This window comes from Segnochrobactrum spirostomi, from assembly GCF_009600605.1.
In the GTDB taxonomy this organism is placed as follows: domain Bacteria; phylum Pseudomonadota; class Alphaproteobacteria; order Rhizobiales; family Segnochrobactraceae; genus Segnochrobactrum; species Segnochrobactrum spirostomi.
Genome location: NZ_VWNA01000001.1, coordinates 2,493,244 through 2,511,182 on the forward strand (window position 1 = coordinate 2,493,244; position 17,939 = coordinate 2,511,182).

The 17,939-nt window shown below is 70.7% G+C and carries 20 protein-coding genes; 5 read left to right on the plus strand and 15 right to left on the minus strand.

What is annotated here, in order from left to right; genetic code table 11:
* Positions 1-79: 79 nt before the first annotated feature.
* From F0357_RS11255 to fabA, 5 genes are all read right to left on the minus strand, one after another.
* Entirely contained in the window at positions 80-388 is a 309-nt protein-coding gene (locus F0357_RS11255; RefSeq protein ID WP_312861547.1) for a type II toxin-antitoxin system RelE/ParE family toxin, read from the minus strand.
* Entirely contained in the window at positions 385-654 is a 270-nt protein-coding gene (locus F0357_RS11260; RefSeq protein WP_153481260.1) for a CopG family ribbon-helix-helix protein, read from the minus strand. Before F0357_RS11260 ends, F0357_RS11255 begins: the two co-directional genes overlap by 4 nt.
* Positions 655-735: 81 nt before the next feature.
* Positions 736-1,593 carry an enoyl-ACP reductase FabI gene (gene fabI / locus F0357_RS11265; RefSeq protein WP_153481262.1) on the minus strand — a complete coding sequence of 286 codons (858 nt, stop codon included), beginning with the start codon at positions 1,591-1,593 and terminating at the stop codon, positions 736-738.
* 89 nt (positions 1,594-1,682) lie between these two features.
* Positions 1,683-2,906 (minus strand): beta-ketoacyl-ACP synthase I, encoded by a 1,224-nt coding sequence (fabB, locus tag F0357_RS11270; protein WP_153481269.1) that lies wholly within the window; start codon positions 2,904-2,906, stop codon positions 1,683-1,685.
* Positions 2,907-3,035: 129 nt separating this feature from the next.
* Complete coding sequence (fabA, locus tag F0357_RS11275) at positions 3,036-3,560, minus strand: 3-hydroxyacyl-[acyl-carrier-protein] dehydratase FabA (protein ID WP_153481270.1); 525 nt, start codon at positions 3,558-3,560, stop codon at positions 3,036-3,038.
* A gap of 744 nt (positions 3,561-4,304) precedes the next feature.
* Here fabA and irrA point away from each other — a divergent pair.
* Positions 4,305-4,715 carry an iron response transcriptional regulator IrrA gene (gene irrA / locus F0357_RS11280; RefSeq protein ID WP_208948455.1) on the plus strand — a complete coding sequence of 137 codons (411 nt, stop codon included), beginning with the start codon at positions 4,305-4,307 and terminating at the stop codon, positions 4,713-4,715.
* 51 nt (positions 4,716-4,766) lie between these two features.
* Here the strand turns inward: irrA and F0357_RS11285 are convergent, their stop codons facing one another.
* The gene (locus F0357_RS11285; protein WP_312861548.1) at positions 4,767-5,405 is read right to left on the minus strand and encodes an SH3 domain-containing protein; all 639 of its coding nucleotides are present in this window, start codon (positions 5,403-5,405) and stop codon (positions 4,767-4,769) included.
* A 180-nt stretch (positions 5,406-5,585) separates the two neighbouring features.
* On the opposite strand from F0357_RS11285, the gene F0357_RS11290 reads away from it, so the two are divergent.
* Positions 5,586-6,584, plus strand: a complete 999-nt coding sequence (locus tag F0357_RS11290) for a 2-hydroxyacid dehydrogenase (protein WP_153481275.1) — start codon at positions 5,586-5,588, stop codon at positions 6,582-6,584.
* A gap of 12 nt (positions 6,585-6,596) precedes the next feature.
* Here the strand turns inward: F0357_RS11290 and moeB are convergent, their stop codons facing one another.
* The 5 genes from moeB to F0357_RS11315 all read right to left on the minus strand — a co-directional run bounded on the left by moeB (position 6,597) and on the right by F0357_RS11315 (position 11,448).
* Positions 6,597-7,349, minus strand: a complete 753-nt coding sequence (gene moeB / locus F0357_RS11295; RefSeq protein ID WP_153481277.1) for a molybdopterin-synthase adenylyltransferase MoeB — start codon at positions 7,347-7,349, stop codon at positions 6,597-6,599.
* Positions 7,350-7,356: 7 nt separating this feature from the next.
* A complete protein-coding gene (cysK, locus tag F0357_RS11300; RefSeq protein WP_153481279.1) occupies positions 7,357-8,334 on the minus strand; it encodes a cysteine synthase A in 978 nt (325 codons plus the stop codon).
* 95 nt (positions 8,335-8,429) lie between these two features.
* Positions 8,430-8,879, minus strand: coding sequence for a dUTP diphosphatase (gene dut, locus F0357_RS11305; protein WP_153481281.1), 450 nt, complete (start codon positions 8,877-8,879; stop codon positions 8,430-8,432).
* A 9-nt stretch (positions 8,880-8,888) separates the two neighbouring features.
* A complete protein-coding gene (coaBC, locus tag F0357_RS11310) occupies positions 8,889-10,178 on the minus strand; it encodes a bifunctional phosphopantothenoylcysteine decarboxylase/phosphopantothenate--cysteine ligase CoaBC (protein WP_376767800.1) in 1,290 nt (429 codons plus the stop codon).
* Between the two features lie 31 nt (positions 10,179-10,209).
* The gene (locus tag F0357_RS11315) at positions 10,210-11,448 is read right to left on the minus strand and encodes a penicillin-binding protein activator (protein ID WP_208948470.1); all 1,239 of its coding nucleotides are present in this window, start codon (positions 11,446-11,448) and stop codon (positions 10,210-10,212) included.
* 162 nt (positions 11,449-11,610) lie between these two features.
* Here F0357_RS11315 and rsmI point away from each other — a divergent pair, with 162 nt between their 5' ends.
* Positions 11,611-12,600: a 16S rRNA (cytidine(1402)-2'-O)-methyltransferase gene (gene rsmI, locus F0357_RS11320; protein WP_153481286.1), complete on the plus strand. Its 990-nt coding sequence runs from the start codon at positions 11,611-11,613 to the stop codon at positions 12,598-12,600.
* Positions 12,590-12,982 (plus strand): YraN family protein, encoded by a 393-nt coding sequence (locus tag F0357_RS11325; RefSeq protein WP_153481288.1) that lies wholly within the window; start codon positions 12,590-12,592, stop codon positions 12,980-12,982. Before rsmI ends, F0357_RS11325 begins: the two co-directional genes overlap by 11 nt.
* Before the next feature lie 21 nt (positions 12,983-13,003).
* Here F0357_RS11325 and F0357_RS11330 read toward each other — a convergent pair whose 3' ends face one another.
* Positions 13,004-14,155 carry a thermonuclease family protein gene (locus F0357_RS11330; RefSeq protein ID WP_153481291.1) on the minus strand — a complete coding sequence of 384 codons (1,152 nt, stop codon included), beginning with the start codon at positions 14,153-14,155 and terminating at the stop codon, positions 13,004-13,006.
* 75 nt (positions 14,156-14,230) lie between these two features.
* A complete protein-coding gene (locus F0357_RS11335) occupies positions 14,231-14,869 on the minus strand; it encodes a DNA-3-methyladenine glycosylase I (RefSeq protein ID WP_153481294.1) in 639 nt (212 codons plus the stop codon).
* Between the two features lie 144 nt (positions 14,870-15,013).
* Here F0357_RS11335 and F0357_RS11340 point away from each other — a divergent pair, with 144 nt between their 5' ends.
* On the plus strand, positions 15,014-15,811 hold the full coding sequence (locus F0357_RS11340) for a DUF2927 domain-containing protein (RefSeq protein WP_208948293.1): 798 nt from the start codon (positions 15,014-15,016) through the stop codon (positions 15,809-15,811).
* Positions 15,812-15,875: 64 nt separating this feature from the next.
* Here the strand turns inward: F0357_RS11340 and F0357_RS11345 are convergent, their stop codons facing one another.
* The gene (locus F0357_RS11345; protein ID WP_208948294.1) at positions 15,876-16,766 is read right to left on the minus strand and encodes a DUF2076 domain-containing protein; all 891 of its coding nucleotides are present in this window, start codon (positions 16,764-16,766) and stop codon (positions 15,876-15,878) included.
* A 124-nt stretch (positions 16,767-16,890) separates the two neighbouring features.
* Complete coding sequence (locus F0357_RS11350; RefSeq protein WP_153481301.1) at positions 16,891-17,619, minus strand: SGNH/GDSL hydrolase family protein; 729 nt, start codon at positions 17,617-17,619, stop codon at positions 16,891-16,893.
* Positions 17,620-17,939: the final 320 nt, after the last annotated feature.

Here is a 17,939-nt window from a genome sequence, read left to right on the forward strand (position 1 = left end):
GGTCGCCGGCGCAGCCGGCGGGGTGGGGTCGCGCCGCGCACGACGGTTCGAAGGCGCGATGCCGCTCGACGATCTGAGCTTACTCGGGCCAAGACTCGGGCGGCCAATCTCTCGACGTGTGAATGACCCTGATGATGACGACGCTTTCGCCGTCCGGGCCTTCTCTCAAAACGTAGCAGATCACGAAGGGTAGGCTGCCGACGACCTTTTCGAAGGTTCCGGCGACACGGCCGGGGCGACCCGTCGCAAAGGTCGACAGCGTGTCGCCGGCATGCCGAAGTGCCTGGGCGATGCGTCGGGCCGCATGGGGATTGTCCTGCGCGATGAAGGCGACTTGGTCCTTGACGTCGTCGAGCGCTTCCCGCGCCCAGCGGACCGGGCGCTTCACGCCTCGCGGGCTCGCTTGCTCTCCGCGGCCGCGATCACGGCCTCGATTTCGGCCATGGCGTCGTCATGCGACACCACGTTGCCGTCGTCCGCGTCGGAGAGGCCGCGCTTGATGCCCTCGATCACCGCGAGTTCGCGATCGACGTAGGCCGCGACCGCCTCGCCGGCGAGCAAGGACGGGCTGCGCCGCGTATCGGCGGCGATCCGGTCGAGCTTGTCCTTCACGTCGGGAGGGACGCGGATCGTCATCGTGGTCTGAGGAGCCATCGCGCCAATCCTTCTCGCGGATGGGCCTCAGCCTAGCACATCCGGGCGGGCGACGGCATCGGATCGGCGTCAGACCGTCCCTCAGACCACCGCCACCTTCGGCCGCGCGTCGGTCCCGACGTCCTCGGCCTGTTCGCGCTGCTCTTCGGCCTTGAGCTCGTCGAGGCGGGGCATCGAGACGATGTTGTAGCCGGAATCGACGAAGTGCACCTCGCCGGTGACCCCCGACGAGAGCTCCGAGAGCAGGTAGAGCGCGGTGCCGCCGACCTCGTCGATGGTCACCGTCCGGCGCAGCGGCGAGTGTTTGCGCTGATATTGGAACATCAGCCGCGCGTCCGAGACGCCGGAGCCCGCGAGGGTGCGCACCGGGCCGGCGGAGATCGCATTGACGCGGATGTTCTGGCTGCCGAAATCGACGGCGAGATAGCGCACCGAGGATTCGAGCGCGGCCTTGGCGACGCCCATCACGTTGTAGTTCGGCATCACCCGGGTCGAGCCGCCATAGGTCAGCGTGACGAGGGCGCCGCCGTTCGGCATCAGGGCCGCCGCGCGCTTGGCGATCTCGGTGAACGAGAAGCACGAGATCACCATCGTGCGGATGAAGTTCTCGCGCGTCGTATCGGCGTAGCGGCCCTTGAGCTCGTTCTTGTCCGAGAAGGCGACCGCATGGACCAGGAAGTCGATCGAGCCCCAGGTCTTGCCGAGCGTCTCGAACACGCTGTCGACCGAGGCGACGTCCTCGACGTCGCAGGGGATCAGGAGGTTCGCCCCGAGCGAATCGGCGAGCGGCTTGACCCGGCGGCCGAAGGCGTCGCCCTGGTAGGTGAAGGCGAGCTCGGCGCCGGACGCGGCGAGGCGCTTGGCGATGCCCCAGGCGATCGAATGATCGTTCGCGACGCCCATCACCAGCCCGCGCTTGCCTGCCATCAGCTCCGACATGTCGATCCTCTGGGGTCGCGCCGGCGGTGGCCGGCGGCTTTCGCGGGAGAAGCCGGCCTCGCGGGCTGGCGGGTGGGGAGACGCCGAACTCAGGCGTCCACGTGCTTGAAGACGAGGGTCGCGTTGGTGCCGCCGAAGCCGAAGCCGTTCGACAGCACGCAGCCGAGCTTCGCGTTATCGACGCGCTGGCGCACGATCGGCATGTCGGCGAAGGCGGGGTCGATTTCGTCGATGTGCGCGCTCTCGCAGATGAAGCCGTTGTTCATCATGAGGAGCGAGTAGATCGCCTCGTGCACGCCGGTCGCACCCTGGGAATGGCCGGTGAGCGACTTCGTCGCGGAGATCGGCGGGCACGCATCGCCCGAGCCGAACACCGTGCGGATCGCCTCCATTTCCTTGAGGTCGCCGACGACCGTCGAGGTGGCGTGCGGGTTGATGTAGTCGACCTTGGGGCCGACGCCTTCGAGTGCCATGCGCATGCAGCGCACCGCGCCCTCGCCCGAGGGGGCGACCATGTCGGCGCCGTCGGAGGTGGCGCCGTAGCCGGCGACCTCGCCGTAGATGCGCGCGCCGCGGGCCTTGGCGTGCTCGTATTCCTCGAGCACCAGGATGCCGCCGCCGCCGGAGATCACGAAGCCGTCGCGGTTGGCGTCATAGGCGCGCGAGGCGACCGCCGGGCGGTCGTTATAATGGCTCGACAGCGCACCCATGCCGTCGAACAGCACGGAGAGCGTCCAATCGAGCTCCTCGCAGCCGCCGGCGAACATCAGATCCTGCTTGCCGTAGCGGATCTGCTCGTAGGCGTTGCCGATGCAATGGTTCGACGTCGCGCAGGCCGAGGAGATCGAATAGTTGACGCCCTTGATCTTGAACCAGGTGGCGAGCGTCGCCGAGCCGGTCGAGGACATCGCCTTCGGCACCGCGAACGGGCCGACCCGCTTCGGTCCCTTCGACCGGGTGACGTCGGCCGCCTCCACGATGGTGCGCGTGGACGGGCCGCCCGAGCCGACGATGAGGCCGGTGCGCTCGTGGGAGATCTCGCTCTCCTCAAGGCCCGAATCGCGGATCGCCTGTTCCATGGCGACATGGTTCCAGGCGGTGCCACCGCCGTGGAAGCGCATCGCGCGGCGATCGACCACGTCTTCCGCATTGAGGCTCGGCGCACCGTGCACCTGACTGCGGAACCCGAGTTTCGCATAATCGTCGGAGAACGAGATCCCCGAACGCGCCTCGCGCAGGGAGGCCAACACTTCCTGGGTGTTGTTCCCGATCGAGGACACGATGCCCATGCCCGTGACGACAACCCGTCTCATTGAGGGCCTCCGTTGTTTCTATCCGGCGCGTCCGTCGCAGACGGGCGGTGCCGCAGGTCGAGCCTGACTTAAGTCGAGCCTAACGTGAGTCGAGCCTGCCTGCGCCGCGTTCGCGCCGTTCTTTGAACTTCAGGCGCCGACCGGCGCGGCGTCCTTGAACAGCCCGACCTTGAGGTCGCGCGCCACATAGATGGTCTCGCCATCCGCCTTGAGCCAGCCGTCGGCGATGCCCAGCACCAATTTCGAGCGCATCACCCGCTTCAGGTCGACGCCATACTCGACCTTCCTCACCTGCGGCACGACCTGGCCGGAGAACTTGACCTCGCCGACCGCCAGCGCCCGACCGCGGCCGGGAGATCCGAGCCAGCCGAGGAAGAAGCCGAGCATCTGCCAAAGGGCGTCGAGGCCGAGGCAGCCCGGCATCACCGGGTCGCCCTTGAAGTGGCAGCCGAAGAACCAGAGGTCCGGATGCACGTCGAGTTCGGCACGCACGTGACCCTTGCCGTGCTCGCCGCCGTCCTCGGCGATCGCCGAAATGCGGTCGAACATCAGCATCGGAGGCAGAGGGAGCTGAGCGTTGCCGGGTCCGAACAGTTCGCCGCGGCCGCAGGCAAGCAGATCGTCGTATTCGTAGTTCGCGCGACGCTGGTCCATCCCGCTCTCAAATCCCTCCAAGACGCACCGTCAGCTTGCGGAGTGCGGGCTCCGCCGCCGCGCGGCACGACCGAGCCGCGCCCGATCCGCCGGGCCGCGCTCTTATCTGTCAACTCGTCCGTCCCTTGATCCGGCGGCGCCTCGGAGAATGGCCGGCCTACGGCCGCCTTCATCGCATCCGAGCGGCGCCGCCCGGTTGCGGGCATAGGCCGTCGTCCCTTCGACCGGTGACGGTGGGGAACGGAGCCTTCCTAACACAGCGTATCGCCGTTCGGAAAGCCCGTGCGCCTGCGGCTCAACGCAGCGCGCGGCGCGGGGCACGCTGAAGTGTGCCGCGGGCGGCGGCGGCCCCGGCGCTTCGCCGGCTCAGGGTTCTGCGCCTGGCCTCGCGCTTCGTCTCGTCGGGGGCAAAACGGGGAGGCGCTGCGGCATTTTGTAGATTGGAACGAGTCGTAGATAGGAATGACTTGCAATTGCTGACCGTGCCCGCTAACGTTGACCCTATGATCGAGGTCGAAGCTGGATTTTTCCGGCCTCGGCCTTGCGGCACGTTTCCAGAGGGCGCGGCCGTGACCGATCGAGACGTCATTTGCCTCGACCGATCGACATACGGATCGAGCCGTCAGGAGTAGAGCAGGCATGGTGATTTCGCGGGTCTCTTCCGTCGTCGTGACGGATCTTCACGGGATCGGGGGCCACGAGCACGGTCACCACCAACACGGCCATCACGAGCACCATCACCCGATGACCGTCGGCAGCGTGCGCTCGATGCTGCGCGAAGCGGGGCTTCGGCCGACGCGCCAGCGCCTGGCGCTCGCCGAGATCCTCTACGCCAAGGGCAACCGCCACGTCTCCGCCGAGCAACTGCACGAAGAGGCGCTGACCGCCCGCGTGCCGGTGTCGCTCGCGACCGTCTACAACACACTGCACCAGTTCACCGAGGCAGGCCTCCTGCGCGAGGTCGCGGTCGACGGCACGAAGACCTATTTCGACACCAACACCTCGGACCACCACCACTTCTTCATCGAGACGGCGAACTCGGTGATCGACATCCCCGGCGACGGCCTCGTCATCGGCGACCTGCCGGCCCCGCCGGAAGACATGGAAATCGTCCGCGTCGACGTGGTGGTGCGGGTCCGCCCCAAGCAGCGCTGAGCGGCCGCTCTTCAACGAGCCGATGAGAGGGCCGGCCTGCGCCGGCCCTTTTCATTTCACCGTCTCGTCCGGGTAGACGCCCCAGAGCGAATCTTGGTGGGCGTAGCCTCGGAAGCCCTTGCCGCGGATCTTGCACCATTTGCCGTCGCAGGATTCGACCTCGGCGACGACGTTCGGGTCGAGGATCGCGACGACGCTCGCCTGATCGTCGGCGGCATAATGCAGCGGCACCTGCTTGGCGTCGTCCCAGGGCGAGACGAGCGCGGTGCGCTTGCCGCTCAGGAGGCTCCAGTAGACCCAGCCTTCCTCGCCGTTCGAATCGCGGATGCGCCGCCAATTCTCGAATTCCTGGATCACCTCGACCGGCAGCCCGGAGCGGACGAAGATCCACTTGGTGCTGTAGCCGTTGCCGGGGCCGACGCGCACGTTGACGCGGGAGGCCTTCAGCGACACGAATCGCGGCAGCGGCAGGCCGGTGACCGACACGTTGCCGGCCGCCCATGCAGGCGTCACCGCGACCGAGCCCGCGCCGAGGGCGCCGCCCGCGGCGACGAGCGCGGCGAGGCCGAGCGCGGCGAACCGGCGCAGCCCGGCGCACCGCGGCGCGGGCCGTCCGTCCGCGGGATTGCGGGGCGCACGGCTCTCGGCGGAGGTACGGTTCGGGGCAAGGAGCAAGGCGATGTTCACCACGGCCGACAGGTTCCGGGCCGCGCCGTTTGTCTTTCGCAAGCCGTCTGTTACAGAGGTCGGGAGACTCGCGGGCGGCGGCGATCTCACGCCGCGATCCTTGCGGGCGGATGGTTAAGATCCGCTGAAGTCGGGCGGCGGCGCGAGGCGCCCGCACCGGCATGAACGCGGGCGGAGGCCGAGATGGGCAAAAAGAAGCCGCTGGTGATCGTCACCCGCAAGCTCCCCGACGTCGTCGAGACGCGCATGCGGGAATTGTTCGACGCCCGCCTCAACGCGGACGACCGGCCGATGACCCAGGCCGAGCTCGTCGAGGCGGTCAAGACCGCCCACGTGCTGGTGCCGACCATCACCGACCGGATCGATGCCGCGGTGATCGCCCAGGCCGGGCCGGACTTCAAACTGATCGCCAATTTCGGCACCGGCGTCGATCACATCGACGTCGAGGCGGCGCAGGCCCGCGGCATCACGGTGACGAACACGCTCGGCGTCCTCACCGAGGACACTGCCGACATGACGATGGCGCTCATCCTCGCCGTGCCTCGCAGACTTCCCGAGGGCATCCGCATCATGGAAACGGGCGAGTGGCCGGGCTGGTCGCCGACCTGGATGCTCGGCCACCGCATCTTCGGCAAGAGGCTCGGCATCGTCGGCATGGGCCGCATCGGCCAGGCGGTGGCACGCCGCGCCAAGGCGTTCGGCATGTCGATCCACTACCACAACCGCAACCCGGTCTCGGCGGCGATCGAGGACGATCTCGAGGCGACCTATTGGGAGAGCCTCGACCAGATGCTCGCCCGCATGGACGTGGTCACCATCCACACCCCGCGCACCCCGGCGACCTATCACCTGCTCTCCGCGCGACGGCTCCACCTGATGCGGCCGGGCTCCTATTTCGTGAACACCTCGCGCGGCGATCTCGTCGACGAGACCGCCTTGATCCGCCTCATCGAGGAGGGCGCGATCGCCGGGGCCGGGCTCGACGTGCTCGAAAACGCGCCCGGCGTCATCAGCCCGAAGCTCCTGAAGCTCGCCGAGACGGGGCGGGTCGTGCTCCTTCCCCACATGAGTTCGGCCACCATCGAGGGCCGCATCGACATGGGCGAGCGGGTGATCCTCAACATCCGCATGTTCTGGGACGGCCACCGCCCGCCCGACCGCGTGCTGCCCCACATGCTGTGAGGCGGCGGTGCGTCACGCCCGCCGTTGGTAGGCGATCTCGTCGAACCGCATCGACAGGAGATCGACGAGGAGGAGGCGGCCGACCATCGGTGCCCCGAGGTCGAGGAGCACGCGCAGCGCCTCGGTCGCCTGGAGCGTGCCGATGACGCCGGCGACGGCGCCCAGGATGCCGGCCTCCGCGCAGGATGGCACCGTGCCGGGCGGCGGCGCTTCGGGAAAGAGATCGGTGAGGCGCGGATTGAGGCGTCCGTCCGGCCCACTCGCATAGGGCATCAAAGTGGTGAGCGATCCGTCGAAGCGGCCGAGGGCGGCGACGACGAGCGGACGCTGCGCGGCTTCGCAGGCCGCGGCGAGGAGATAACGCGTCGCGAAATTGTCCGAGCCGTCGAGGACGACGTCGTACTCGGCGACGAGCGGCCCGACATTGTCCGCATCGACGCGGACGCGGTGTTCCCGGACGGCGACGTGAGGATTGAGCCGGGCGACCGCGTCGGCCGCGCTCGCCGTCTTCGCAAGGTCGATATCGGCCGTGGCATGGGCGATCTGGCGCTGGAGGTTCGACAGCGCGACGGTGTCGTCGTCGGCGATGCCGAGCGTGCCGATGCCGGCGGCGGCGAGATAGAGGAGCGCCGGCGAGCCGAGCCCGCCGGCCCCCACGATCAGAACCCGCGCCGCCTTGAGGCGCTGCTGGCCGGCGCCGCCGACTTCCGGCAGCACGAGGTGGCGCGCATAGCGCGCGATCTCCGCGCCGTCGAGCCCGGCCATCGGCGCGTTACTCGAGGCCTTCGAACAGCATCGTCGAGAGATAGCGCTCGGCGAACGAGGGCACGATCAGGACGATCGTTTTGCCGGCAAAGTCCGGGCGGCGGCCGATCTCGGCAGCGGCCTTGAGGGCGGCGCCGGACGAGATGCCGACCGGCACGCCTTCGAGGCGCGCGAGCAGGCGGGCGTGCTGGAAGGCCTCGTCGTTGGTGACCTTGATCACCTCGTCATAGACGTGGGTGTCGAGGATCTTCGGCACGAAACCGGCGCCGATGCCCTGGATCTTGTGCGGTCCGGCCGAGCCGCCGGAGAGGACGGGGCTGTCGGTCGGCTCGACGGCGAACACCTTGAGGTCGGGCTTGCGCGCCTTGAGCACCTGGCCGACGCCGGTGATGGTGCCGCCGGTGCCGACGCCCGAGACGAAGGCGTCGACGTCGCCGTGGGTGTCGTTCCAGATCTCTTCCGCCGTCGTGGCGCGGTGGATCGCCGGGTTCGCCGGGTTCTCGAATTGCTGCGGGATGACCGCGCCGGGGGTCGCGGCGACGATCTCCTCAGCGCGGGCGACGGCGCCCTTCATGCCCTTCGCCGCCTCGGTCAGCACCAGTTCGGCGCCGAGCAGCTTGAGCATCTTGCGCCGCTCGACCGACATCGATTCCGGCATCACCAGGATCAGCCGGTAGCCGCGCGCGGCGGCGACGAAGGCGAGCGCGATGCCGGTGTTGCCGGAGGTCGGCTCGACCAGCGTGCTCTCGCCCGGCTTGATGGTGCCGGCGGCTTCGAGCGCGTCGATCATGGCGACGCCGATGCGGTCCTTCACGCTCGCCAGCGGATTGAAGAATTCGAGTTTGCCGAGCAGCGTCGCGCCGACGCCGAGCTCGCGGGCGACCCGGTCGAGCCGCACGAGCGGCGTATCGCCGATGGTTTCGGTGATCGAGCCGTAGATCCGGCCCCGACCGGGGGTTTTGCCCGCCTTCGCCTGTTCGGCCATGGCCGTTTTCCTTCCGTGATCGGGTGGCGTCTGGGCCGCCCCTGTCGTTGCAACGTGCCGCCGGCCCGGATGGCCCCCGGCTCGCGATCGTTTCTTCAGTGCCCGGTCGAGCCGAATCCGCCGGCGCCGCGATCGGTGTCCGGCAGGGTCTCGACCTCGTCGAGCACCGCCGCCACCACGGGGGCCACCACGAGTTGGGCGATCCGCATGCCGCGGGTGATCTCGACCGCGGCCGGGCCGTGGTTGATCAGAATCACCTGCACTTCGCCGCGATAATCGGCGTCGATGGTGCCCGGTGCATTGAGCACGGTCAGTCCGTGGCGGGCCGCAAGCCCCGAGCGCGGCCGGACCTGGCCTTCATAGCCCTCCGGCAGGGCGATCGCGAGACCCGTCGGAACCCGCTCGAAGCGTCCCGGCGCAATCGTGATCGGCGCCTCCGCCGGCACCGCCGCGGCGAGGTCGAGCCCGGCGGCGCCCGCCGTCGCGGCGGCCGGCAGCGGCAGGTCGGCGGCATGGGGCAGGCGTTTCACGGCGACGCGGAGCATGGGCGAGGATCATCCTTCCTGAGAGGGCGGCGCGGCGAGCGCGTCGGCGATGCGGGCGACGAGACGGCGGGCGACCTCGTCCTTCGGCAGTTCGGGCCAATCCTCGATGCCGGCGCGGGAAACGAGACGCACGGTGTTGCGGTCGCCGCCCATCACGCCGGTGGCGGGGCTGACATCGTTGGCGACGATCCAGTCGGCGCCCTTGCGCTCGAGTTTGCCCCGCGCATTGGCGAGGAGATCGTCGGTCTCCGCGGCGAAGCCGACGACGAGCGCCGGCCGGGCCGTCGGGTGGCGGCCGACGGTCGCGAGGATGTCCGGATTCTCGACGAGGTCGAGGGCCGGCGGCCCGCCGCCCGGCTGCTTCTTGAGCTTGTGGGCCTGTTCGGCGGCGACGCGCCAATCTGCGACCGCCGCGGTCATCACGGCGGCGTCGGCCGGCAGGGCGGCGGTGACCGCTTCCATCATCTCGCGGGCGGTCTCGACATGGCGCACGAGCACCCCCGGCGGGTCGGGAAGGGTCACGGGGCCGGAGACGAGGATCACCCGGGCGCCCTCGGCGGCGGCCGCGGCGGCGATGGCGTGGCCCTGCTTGCCGGACGAGCGGTTGGCGATGTAGCGCACCGGGTCGATCGGCTCGTGGGTCGGACCGGAGGTCACGATCACGGTGCGGCCGGCGAGGCGGCCGCCCCCGAAGACCCGCTCCGCGGCGGCGACGATCTCGAGCGGCTCCGCCATGCGGCCGAGGCCCGCCTCGCCGCGCTCCGCCATCGGCCCGGCATTGGGGCCGACGAAGCGGCGGCCGTCGGCCGCGAGGCGGGCGACGTTGCGCACCGTCGCCGGGTTCGCCCACATCGTCGGGTTCATCGCCGGCGCGAGCAGGACGGGGCGGTCGCTCGCCAGGAGGCAGGTCGAGGCGAGATCGTCGGCGAGCCCGTTCGCGAGCTTCGCCATCAGGTCGGCGGTGGCCGGCGCCACGATCGCGAGGTCGGCCTCGCGGGCGAGCCGGATGTGGCCGACATCGTGCTCGGCGGTGAGATCGAACAGGTCGGTGAAGACGCCCTCGCCGGTCAGGGTCCCGACCGAGAGCGGCGTGACGAAGGCCTGCGCCGCGTTGGTCAGGATCGCGCGGACCGGGGCGCCGCGCTCCTTGAGCCGGCGGATCAGGTCGAGGCTCTTGTAGGCGGCGATGCCGCCGCCGATGACGAGGAGGATGCGGCGCCCGGCGAGCGGGCCTGCGGGGGCGGCGGCCGCACCGTCGGCGCGGCTGCCGGTCCCGGGAGTGGAGGCGGCGGACATCATGCCCCTTCCGATGCCGGCGCGACGGCGCCGGTCACGAGGCCTGGTTGAAGCTGCGCGGTGCCGGGCTCAGCACGGTCACGCTACCGCCGGAGATCTGGTAGACGGCGAGCCCGCGCTCGTTGGTGCCGTTCGCCTGGAAGCGGAACAGCCCGTCGACGCCGATGAAGCCGTTCGGATTGGTCATCATCGTGTCGGTGAACGGCGGGGCGCCGGCGGAGCGGACGAGACCGGCGGCGAGCGTCGTCGCGTCGTAGGCGAGCGAGGCGGTGCGCGGCGGCGGCGCGCCGTACTTCTGGGCGTAATGGCTGGCGAAGGTGGCGAAGCCGGCCTTGTCCGCGGACGGATACCAACCGCCCGAGAAGCCCGGCAGGGCGGCGACGCGCGGGTCGTCCCACTGGCCGGAGCCGAGAAGCTGGACGCGGCCCGAGAGGCCCGACTTCTGCAGGCCGTCGGAAATCTGCGCCGCGCCGTCGCCGCCTTCCGGCACGAACACGGCGTCGATCTGCGAGCCGAGCCCGGCGACCTGCTGGGCCTTGGCGAGGAAGTCGGCGCGGCTCGGCGAATATTTGGCGATGGTGGCGATGCGCACCCCAAGCCGGCCGGCGCTCTCGCGCAGCGCCGCCTCGGCGACGGTGCCGTAGGCGGTGTCCGGCAGCAGGGCGGCGACCGAGCGCTTGCCGACGCTCGCGGCGTAGCCGACCACGCGAGCGATATCCTGCTGCGGCAGGAAGCTCAGCAGATAGACGCCGCGGCTCGCGACGGTGGTGTCGGTCGAGAAGCCGACGATCGGCACCGCCGCGGGCTTGGCGACCGACGCGGCGCCGGCGACCGCCGGAGCGAAGATCGGCCCGAGAATAATCTGCGCGCCTTCGCCGACGGCGGCCTGGGCGGCGGAGCGCCCGCCGTCCTGGGAGCCGCTGTCGTCCTTGACGATGACGCGGATGTTGCCCTGCGGGAAATCCTCCACCGCGAGCGCGGCGGCGTTGCGGAACGACTGGCCGAGCGGGCTCTGCAGGGGCAGCAGCAGCGCCACCGTCACCGTGCCGGTGCCGAGCACCTCGCCCTGCGGCGCCACGGCGGGGCCGGTCGCGGCCGGCGTGCCGGTCTTCGGCGTGCCGGCGCTGTTGCAGGCGGCGGCGAGGAGCGCCAGGGCCGCGGCGGTGATGATGCGGGCCCGCTTCGGCCATGCCTTCGCGGCCCATCCCCCGCCTTCGGCCGTGAAGCCGGTGGACGGCGAACTCCCTGCGATTCCCCGGACGACGCGAGACACCGGCGATACTCCCTGATAGACGACGCTTGTTCGGACGCGAGCGTGAGGTCGATCGGCCCCGGAGACCTTGGGTGCCTCCGAGCACCATACACGACGGATTGTGACGGCTCGCCAAAAGGCTGTCAAAGACGTGTCAACCTTTTGGTTACTTTTGCGGAAGGCATGACGGCGTTGCCCGCTCGACACGACGAAACCGACGAGAGTCCGACCGACGGTGACGGACGCAAGACGCCCGGCTTTTCGATCGGCGCCCACCGCATCGCCGCGGGCCGCATCGCGCCGGGGCTCCATATCGTGGCGACGCCGATCGGCAATCTCCGCGACGTCACGCTGCGGGCGCTCGAGACCCTCGCCGCCGCCGACCTTATCGCCTGCGAGGACACCCGGGTCACCCGGGTGCTGCTCGACCGCTACGGCATCCGCACGCCCCTCGTCGCCTATCACGAACACAACGCCGCCCGGATGCGGCCGCGCCTTCTCGCCGAGCTCGCTGCGGGGCGCGCGGTGGCGCTCGCGAGCGACGCGGGCACCCCGCTCGTCTCCGATCCCGGCTACCGCCTGGTGGTGGAGGCAGCGGAACTCGGCTACCCCGTCGTGCCGCTGCCCGGCGCCTCGGCGGTGCTTGCGGCCCTCGTCGCCGCCGCCCAGCCGACGGATGCGTTTTTGTTCGCCGGCTTTCTTCCGGTGAAAGGCGGCCCGCGCAAGCGCCGCCTCACCGAACTCGGCGCCGTGCCCGCGACCCTGGTCTTCTTCGAATCGCCCCGCCGGCTCGGCGACTGCCTCGCCGACATGGTGGCGACCCTCGGTGCCGAGCGGCCGGCCGCGGTCGCGCGCGAACTTACCAAGCTGCACGAGACGATCGTGCGCGGCACCCTCGGCAGCCTCGCGGAAACCTTCGCCGGCGATCCGCCGCGCGGCGAGATCGTCGTCGTGATCGGTCCGCCCGGCGCCGACGAGACCGCACCGGCGGACGTCGACGGTCTGCTGCGCGCCGCGCTCGCGCGGATGCCGGCGAGCGCCGCAGCCGCCGACGTCGCCCGCCTCACCGGCGAGGACCGCCGCACGCTCTATCGCCGGGCGATGGAGATGAAGGCCGCCGCGGCGGACGAAGATGGGGATTCCGAGGAGGTCGACCCGACCGATGAGGTCTGAGCCCGCGCCAGAGACACGGCGGCGTGCCTATCGCCGCGGTCTCGGCGCGGAAACGCTCGCGGTCGCTTGGCTGTGCCTCAAGGGCTATCGCATTCTCGGCCGGCGTTTCCGGGCCGGCGCCGGCGAGATCGACATCATCGCCCGCAAGGGTGACGTCGTCGCCTTCGTCGAGGTCAAGGCGCGACGCGACGCCGACGAGGCGCTCGCGGCCATCGATGCCCGCACCCGCCGCCGCATCGCCGCGGCCGGCCGCGTCTGGCTCGCCCGCCATCCCCGCTATGCCGCGTTCACGCTGCGCTACGACGTCATCCTTGTCGCGGGACATGGGCTGCGGCGGCTCGTGCCGCGCCACATGATCTCGGCCTTCCTCGACGGCGAGTAGCGGGTTTCGGGCGCTGACGGGTCAGGGCTGCGTCGGGCTCGCCGGCGTCGGCAGCACCATCGGCGCGCCGGTGGCGGGGGCGGGCGTCGTGCGGTCCGGGGCGGGGACGATGTCGATGCCGGTCATCGCCGCGCCCGGCTGCGCCTCGGGCGGCGCCTCGCCGCCGAAGCCCGGATCATAATCGTGGGGCGGGGCCGCCGGCACATTCGTCGTGACGCCGCCGGTCGGATAGGCGGGAATCTCGGGGAGCGCGCTGTCGGTCGCCCGCCACAGGCCGCGCTTCGCCTTCTTCGCTGCCGCCGCCTTGTCATGGAATTCCTGGTCGGCATCGGCGGTCGCCGGCGCCCAGCCCTGCTCGACGAGCCAGAGGCTCAGGTCGTCGCCGGCAACCGTGCAGCGCGCGGTGAACCCGCCCGCCTCCGCGGCGCCGACGGGCCGGCATTCCACGGTGCGGAAGCGGATCATAGACCGCAGCGCCGTCTTGGCGCGGTTGCCGCACGGCCAGGACGCACCGGCGGCATCCTTGCAGGTCTCGCCCGCAGCCGGCGCGACGATGCCAGCGAGATGGATGATGGTGTCGTCCGATTTGAGCGTGCCGGCGTCCTCGACCGTGACCCGGGGGAAGCGCCGCGGGGCGTTGCCGGCCGTGGCACCCTGATCGGCCGGGGCCGCCGCGATCGCCGCGGCGGCGAGTTCGGCCGCCGAGGCCTTCGGCGCGGTCGAGGCCACACCGCCGTCCGATGCGGTGGCGGCCGGCTGCGACCCGTCCGGCGAAGCCGACGGCATGGCGGAGGCGGGCGAAACGTCGCGGGATCCCGCGCCGGGGGTGGAGCCGGGCGCGGCGGGGGACGGGCTCGCCACGGGCTGCGCCGAGACCGGCTGGGGCATCGCCGGCTGGGGCTTGGCGGGCTGGGGCTTGGCGGGCTGGGGCTTGGCGGGCTGCGCCGGACCGGCCGTGCCCCCAGCCGCCGCTGCGGGTGCCTCGGTCCCGGCCGCCGCGGGGGCGCCGGTCTGCTGCGCCGCCGTCTCGACCCGCGCGGGCGGGTGCGGCGGACCGAACAACCCGCCGAAATCGGGGCCGAGCAGGAAGTAGCCCACGACGGCGAACAGCGCGAGGCCGGCCCCCGCGGAGAGGACGAGCGTCAGGAGACCGGACAGGAACGAGCCACGCATGGCTGCCGCTCTAGCCGAGCCCGGGCCCCGGCGCAACGCGGGGCACGCAAGCGTGATGGCGCGCGTGATACCCGGTCAGACCGGGCGGACGAAGCGCGCCCGCTCCGCCTCGCATACGTCGCGGACGTGGCAGCCCTCGATATGGTCGTTCACGAGCCCGACCGATTGCATGAAGGCATAGAGGGTCGTCGGCCCGACGAAGGTCCAGCCGCGGGCACGCAGCGCCTTGGCGAGGGCGCGGGATTCGACGCTTTCGGTGAGGGTCCGGGCGGTGGCGATGTCGAGCCGCTTCGGTCGGGTCTCGGCGGGTGCCTCATAGCGCCACAGAAACGCCGCGAGCGATCCCGCCTCCTCGACGATCTCGAGGCAGCGCCGCGCATTGTTGATCGCCGAGACGATCTTGGCGCGGTGGCGCACGATGCCGGCATCGGCAAGCAGGCGCTCGACGTCCGCCTCGCCGAACGCGGCCATGGCAGCCGCATCGAACCCGGCGAAGGCGGCGCGGAAATTCTCGCGCTTGCGCAGGATGGTGAGCCAGGACAGGCCGGACTGGAAGCCTTCGAGGCAGATCTTCTCGAACAGCCGCCGGTCGTCGGCGACCGGCCGGCCCCATTCGCCGTCATGATAAGCCCGGTAATGCGGGTCCACCCCGCACCACCCACAGCGGCAGACGCCGTCTTCCGTTCGTATCAGCCCGTCCGTCGCCGGTTCCATGCGCCCCTCCCGAGAAGCCGTGGTGTCGCGATGTTCTTATATTGTTCTCGGCGCGACGTCATCAGTCTCGTGTGCCCATTGGGGGGCGGGTGGACTTCGCGGCAGAATGCGGCCTCAATGATCGCCATCATCGGAGTGGGGCGCATGAGTGGAGGGCGGAGCACCGGCGAGACGCATCTGTCCTGGCTCGTCCTTCTGGCGCTCGTCGTCGCCAATCTCGTGCCCCTCGCACCGGCGTGGGCGGCGAACGAAGAGGTGGCGGCGGGGGTCGCGAACGCCTTCACGACCGAGGAGATCGCCGACGGCTTCCTCAAGACGGTGTTCGGCGGCGAGGGACCGACCGGGCACGACGCCGAATCGCGCCTGGTGCACAAGTTCACCCGGCCCGTCCGCGTCTATGTCGAGAGCCGCTCGCGCTTCGTCGACCGTCGCGCCGAGGTGCGGGCCTTCGTGCGCCGGCTCGACCGCCTGGTGCCGAACCTCACGATCACCACCGTGACCCGCGCGGCCCGCTCCAACATGCAGGTCTACCTCGTGGACCGCGGCAATTATCGCGCCGTGATCCGCGAGATGGCGCCGTCCGGGACGGACACCCGGTTCATCGAGACCAACGATTGCTCGGCCCTGACCGGCGGCGACAAGCCCGGCGTGCTCGACCACGCGGTCGTCTTCGTCGTCGTCAACGAGGGGGCGTCACGCTTCCGCGCCTGCATGGTCGAGGAGATCACCCAGAGCCTCGGTCCGGTCAACGACGACCCGAGCCTGCCGTTCTCGATCTACAACGACAGTTCCGACGTCGACGGCTTCGGCCTGTTCGACTGGTTCATCCTGACAACGCTCTATGATCGCCGCATCAAGCCGGCGATGACGCAGGCGCAGGTGACGCCCCTCCTGCCCCCGCCATCGGCGACGCCCGTAAGGCGGTGCGCCGCCTCGTCCTGAGCGGCGCGATCCGGCCGGAATGACCGGATCGCCGGGTGCGCGCGGGGGGCGCCGGCCTTTCGCGTCAGGCGTTGCTCGAGCCGTCGTCGAACCCGCCGCCGTCGTCGAAGCCCCCGCCGAAACCGGAATCCTGGCCGGGATCCTGACCGGAATCCTGCCCTCCGCCGCCGAACCAGTTGTCGAAGAAGCCCCCGCCCTGGTTGCCGGCGTCTTGATAGCCGGCGTCCTGCACGCCCGCGCCCGGATCGTTGCCGGCCGCGCCCCCGTCACCTTGACCGGAATCGCCCCACGGCGAGGCGGCCGCCGGATCGGCGGCGTTGTTGGAATCGGTGTTGTTCGAATCGGTCTCGGTGATGTTCACGACCTCGGTCGGGTTGGCGCCGCCGCCGAACAGGCCGCCACCGCCACCGAACATCGAGCGCACCGCATCGGCCATCAGGGCGCCGCCGGCGACGCCGAGGGCGATCTGGCCGGCATTGGCGAGGAAGCCGCCGACCGCCGAGGGCGGACGGCCGAACGAGGGGACGCTCGAGGCCGCGCCGGGCGTGCCCTGATAGCGCGGCGGCGTGTCGTAGACCGGCTCGCTCTGCGGCGGCACGGCCCGCGGACCGGGCGCTCCCGCCGCGAGGGCGCCGGCGGCCCCCGGATTGGTTCCGAACGAGCCTTGCCCGAAAGACCCTTGCCCGAAAGCCCCCTGGCCGAACGCGGCCGGCGCTGTTGCCGGCGCGCTCCGCGCCGCCTCGGCGTCGCGCTTCAGTTGCTCGATCTGGGTCTCGGCCGTCTTCAGGGTCTGCGCCTGCACGACGACGGTCTGGGCGAGATAATAGGCCGCGCCCGGGAGGGCCGCGATGCGCTCGGCGATATAGCGCTCGGCCTCCGGATCGCGCTGGCCGGACGCGCTTTGAGACAGCCGGTCGAACAGGCCGTCGATCAATTGCTTTTCCTGCGGCGTCATCGCGGATCGTTCCCTCGGGCGGCGCCGGACCATTCCGGACGCGGATAACCTCGCCGATGAGATAGGAAACGAACATGGCCGCGCAACGACATCGGCCGGCGTTCCGAGGCGGAACCGCGGAATTTCAGGCGACGCGGATCAGGGGGGCGCCTTCGATCGCACGGTCTTCGGCGACCAAGGCGTTGAGTTCGGCGGCCCACAGCGCGGCGGCGCGGCGGCGGTGGAGGTGGTGGTTGAGCGGGTCCTTGCGGCGATATTCGTCGCGCACCACCCCCGCCTCCGGGCACAGCACCGCCGCGGCGATGTCGATGAAGGGCAGGCCGCGCGCGGCCGCACCTTCGGCGAGGCGGGCATTGTAGTCGAGGGTGAGGCGGGTGCGGTCGATCAGCGAGGTCGTCACCTCGCGGCGCAGGTGCGCGACCTCGCCCCAGTTCTGCCCGTCGCGGATGGTCGGCACGGTGGCGCCGGTGACGACGAGGGTCGGGTAGCCGGCCTTCAGGAGATGATCGACGAAGCCGAAATAGCCGGCGAGCGAGGCCTCGAACTGGGTCGAGACCGGCACACCCTTCTTCTCGGCGCGGTACCATATGACGAAGCCGCAATCGACCTCGCCGAGCTGCATCACCGGCACGAGGCCGGGTCGCGCCGGCAGCAGCGCCGCGTCGTAGTGCGCGGCGGCCTGGGTCACGCTCGCCGGATTGGCGAGCCCGAGCGCCGTCGCCCCGCGCACCGCGAGGCAGGCGCATGGCCGCGTGAGAAGCCCCGTCTCCGCGGCGACGCGGAACGGCTCGGTGTGGCTATCGCCGAATACGAACCAGCCTTCGGCCGCGAGCGGCCGACCACATGTCGTCATGATCCATCCCCCGGATCGCGCCGAGATCCGGGAGGACGCCTCGGGGATCGTGACGGCACGCCCGACCGCCCCACCGACGCATGCGGGGTCGATCCGACGCCGTCTCCCCACGGCATTCCGCCCGCGGTCTCCGCTAGTCCCCAGTCGAACGCACCGTCCCCGACCACGCGCGGTCGGTGCCTTCTCATCCGCAGCCCCGTTTACCCGAGCCCGCCCTCGGCTCGGGTATCGTCGCCCCGCTGCAATTTGGCGGCGAAACCGCCGGTCCGTCAACGGTGGCGGCCCGTTGCAGAACAACAAAGGCGGCCTACTTTCAAGGC

Bases quoted from the DNA above. Each gene is read 5' to 3' on its own strand.
- F0357_RS11260 (WP_153481260.1), bottom strand. From the start codon at position 654: ATGGCTCCTCAGACCACGATGACGATCCGCGTCCCTCCCGACGTGAAG.
- fabI (WP_153481262.1), bottom strand. From the start codon at position 1,593: ATGTCGGAGCTGATGGCAGGCAAGCGCGGGCTGGTGATGGGCGTCGCG.
- fabB (WP_153481269.1), bottom strand. From the start codon at position 2,906: ATGAGACGGGTTGTCGTCACGGGCATGGGCATCGTGTCCTCGATCGGG.
- fabA (WP_153481270.1), bottom strand. From the start codon at position 3,560: ATGGACCAGCGTCGCGCGAACTACGAATACGACGATCTGCTTGCCTGC.
- irrA (WP_208948455.1), top strand. From the start codon at position 4,305: ATGACCGTCGGCAGCGTGCGCTCGATGCTGCGCGAAGCGGGGCTTCGG.
- F0357_RS11290 (WP_153481275.1), top strand. From the start codon at position 5,586: ATGGGCAAAAAGAAGCCGCTGGTGATCGTCACCCGCAAGCTCCCCGAC.
- moeB (WP_153481277.1), bottom strand. From the start codon at position 7,349: ATGGCCGGGCTCGACGGCGCGGAGATCGCGCGCTATGCGCGCCACCTC.
- cysK (WP_153481279.1), bottom strand. From the start codon at position 8,334: ATGGCCGAACAGGCGAAGGCGGGCAAAACCCCCGGTCGGGGCCGGATC.
- dut (WP_153481281.1), bottom strand. From the start codon at position 8,879: ATGCTCCGCGTCGCCGTGAAACGCCTGCCCCATGCCGCCGACCTGCCG.
- coaBC (WP_376767800.1), bottom strand. From the start codon at position 10,178: ATGATGTCCGCCGCCTCCACTCCCGGGACCGGCAGCCGCGCCGACGGT.
- rsmI (WP_153481286.1), top strand. From the start codon at position 11,611: ATGACGGCGTTGCCCGCTCGACACGACGAAACCGACGAGAGTCCGACC.
- F0357_RS11325 (WP_153481288.1), top strand. From the start codon at position 12,590: ATGAGGTCTGAGCCCGCGCCAGAGACACGGCGGCGTGCCTATCGCCGC.
- F0357_RS11330 (WP_153481291.1), bottom strand. From the start codon at position 14,155: ATGCGTGGCTCGTTCCTGTCCGGTCTCCTGACGCTCGTCCTCTCCGCG.
- F0357_RS11335 (WP_153481294.1), bottom strand. From the start codon at position 14,869: ATGGAACCGGCGACGGACGGGCTGATACGAACGGAAGACGGCGTCTGC.
- F0357_RS11340 (WP_208948293.1), top strand. From the start codon at position 15,014: ATGAGTGGAGGGCGGAGCACCGGCGAGACGCATCTGTCCTGGCTCGTC.
- F0357_RS11345 (WP_208948294.1), bottom strand. From the start codon at position 16,766: ATGACGCCGCAGGAAAAGCAATTGATCGACGGCCTGTTCGACCGGCTG.
- F0357_RS11350 (WP_153481301.1), bottom strand. From the start codon at position 17,619: ATGACGACATGTGGTCGGCCGCTCGCGGCCGAAGGCTGGTTCGTATTC.